The organism is Microcystis sp. M53603_WE2, from assembly GCF_030065435.1.
Genome location: NZ_JASJFF010000718.1, coordinates 1 through 2,237 on the forward strand (window position 1 = coordinate 1; position 2,237 = coordinate 2,237).

Annotated in this window: 5 protein-coding genes; 1 reads left to right on the top strand and 4 read right to left on the bottom strand. The window is 47.0% G+C overall.

Annotated elements, in window-relative coordinates:
* Positions 1-777 (bottom strand): glutamine--fructose-6-phosphate aminotransferase (locus tag PX481_RS15470; protein WP_502888606.1); only part of this gene is annotated, 777 nt, incomplete at its 3' end.
* 261 nt (positions 778-1,038) lie between these two features.
* On the bottom strand, positions 1,039-1,203 hold the full coding sequence (locus tag PX481_RS15475; protein WP_288027298.1) for a hypothetical protein: 165 nt from the start codon (positions 1,201-1,203) through the stop codon (positions 1,039-1,041).
* Between PX481_RS15475 and PX481_RS15480 the strand changes: the two genes are divergently transcribed.
* Entirely contained in the window at positions 1,189-1,365 is a 177-nt protein-coding gene (locus tag PX481_RS15480) for a hypothetical protein (protein ID WP_158499364.1), read from the top strand. The two genes, PX481_RS15475 and PX481_RS15480, sit on opposite strands and share 15 nt — an antisense overlap.
* A gap of 80 nt (positions 1,366-1,445) precedes the next feature.
* Here the strand turns inward: PX481_RS15480 and PX481_RS15485 are convergent, their stop codons facing one another.
* Both PX481_RS15485 and PX481_RS15490 read right to left on the bottom strand, forming a co-directional pair.
* Positions 1,446-1,814 carry an aspartyl protease gene (locus tag PX481_RS15485; RefSeq protein ID WP_043998808.1) on the bottom strand — a complete coding sequence of 123 codons (369 nt, stop codon included), beginning with the start codon at positions 1,812-1,814 and terminating at the stop codon, positions 1,446-1,448.
* Complete coding sequence (locus tag PX481_RS15490; protein ID WP_002756880.1) at positions 1,811-2,086, bottom strand: hypothetical protein; 276 nt, start codon at positions 2,084-2,086, stop codon at positions 1,811-1,813. Before PX481_RS15490 ends, PX481_RS15485 begins: the two co-directional genes overlap by 4 nt.
* Positions 2,087-2,237 lie beyond the last annotated feature (151 nt).

Genomic DNA, 2,237 nt, shown 5'->3' on the forward strand with positions numbered 1-2,237 from the left:
ACGATAACCCTGTTTTTCTACGGTGGTCGGACTCCAATCGAGGACTCTGGGGCTTTTACGGACTCTTTTGCCCTCAAAATTATAAATTTCTACTCCCAAGGGTGTTAAGCGAGCGATTTCGCCATTATCCAGGGACAGCACCGCCCGGGTATGGGGAACCAAAGCACTAACATCGGAGGCACAGAAAAACTCCCCTTGACCAAAACCGATGATTAAAGGGGCGTGTTGCCGCACGACAATCAATTCATCGGGATAATCGGGACTAATCACCCCTAGGGCAAAGGCCCCCTCCAAACGTTCAATTGCCCTTAAAACTGCCTTGAGGAAAGGACTCACCCCCAAGTAGTCTTCATCGGTAGGTTTGGGTAGATAACTGGCGATTAGATGGGGAATAACTTCTGTGTCGGTTTCCGAGTCAAATATGCAGCCTTTTTCCTTTAATTCTGTTCTTAATACCTGAAAATTTTCGACAATGCCATTCTGTACCACTGCCACCCGTTGACTATTATCGGTGTGGGGATGGGCATTACTTTCTACGGGTTTGCCGTGGGTTGCCCAACGGGTGTGACCGATGCCAATTTGGGAGGGATTAACTTCCTGTTCTAATTTTTCCCGCAGATTGTAGAGTTTTCCCTGGGCGCGGACTCGATGTAATTCACCTTCGAGAATTGTGGCAATTCCTGCCGAATCATAACCCCGATATTCTAAACGTTCCAAACCAGCTAGGAGAATATCGATCGCTGTTTGGGTTCCGATATAGCCAACAATTCCGCACATTCTTTCCCTGACCCCATTTAGGCTAAGTCCGATCTATTCTATCGCAAGCGTGACACTTGTTTGCTTAGAGGCTAAAGACGCACTGGTAAGGGCAAAGTTTCCTCTAATGGGACTCATCCTTCGCTCATTTTTGGGAGCAAGATGGGGTCAAAGAGTTGGAAAAGCTCACCCCGTCAAGGATTGAGCGAGCGGTACTGACGGGATTTGATCCTGAAGCAAAGAAGTCAGTCCCATACTCAAACAAGAGACCTCTTGCAAAAATCAAAAATCTTCCTTTAGGTGAGGAGTAAGGAGCCAGTAGCCAGGAGAATTAAGAATGAGCGTTAATTGATTAGGGTTTGCGGCAAAAAGTTTTTCGTGGGGGCAGGGTGTGGGGTGTAGGGTGTAGGGTTTTACCGATTTTGAGTGGGCATGGTGCGTTCCCAAAAATCGATCGGTGGAGCAGTGGGAGCCAGATTAGGGGACGCACCCTACAAGATCGCACTACGCAGTGCCTTCGGCATCGCACTACAATTGCTCCAGCAGCATATCGTACTCTGCATGGGAACCAACCCAGAACCAAATCACCGTATCATAGACAACATCTAACGTATAGGGCTTAATATATTCTAGCTTTCACGTTGCTACAGCGATGGCGTACTGTTACCCAGTGCCTTCAGCATCGCACTCTACTTCAACGCTTCGATCGTAACTAAACCACCCTCAATTGCCTGAATTCGCAAATCGTATCCTCGTAATAGCTGCATCCCAATCAACGGAACCGTCTCTGATTCGTTGATGTAAATCTCACGATATTGCCCGTCCCAGATCACAAGCCCGATGTAAACTTCAAACGTGCAGAAAGTCCCATCGCCTAACGTCGCAAGATCTCGACCCTCCCAAATAAACCCTAACCTAGCAATTATGTCAGACGGCAAGGTGAGAAAACCCGAAAATCCTGTATCAATTACAGCATCTACTATCTGCGTTGTTTCATTGTTTCTGACTGCGATCGCTAACGTCGCCTCACAGCCTTGATTTACACGACCTTGCATCATGGCTTTGTTCTCAGGCTCCTTGCGCCAAAGTGATCGACGGCTGAATGCCCAATGCGAACAAACCATGTCTGAGTATCAGGCACTCGTGCAGAAAGTTGCTTCGCTGCGCTTACCAAATCATCCGCTACTTCAAAAGCCCCTGTTTCAATGTCAATTGCCACAATTTTCCCCTGATTACCCTCCTCGACTTGGGGACGTACCTGAGATTGATAAATCTCATTACCACGTCGAGCAAATTCTTCTTTACTGTAGCGGGGTTGTCGAACTGTCATTGAAGCGACCCTGTGGCGACTTTTGCCCCTCTATTTTAACCAAACATTGGGGGAGCATCCCAATTTTGCCATAAGTATAAATGCTTAGAGACTAAAAACGTTAGCTAAGGCAAAATAAAGAGAAACAATTAAACGGTAGAATCATGAATAC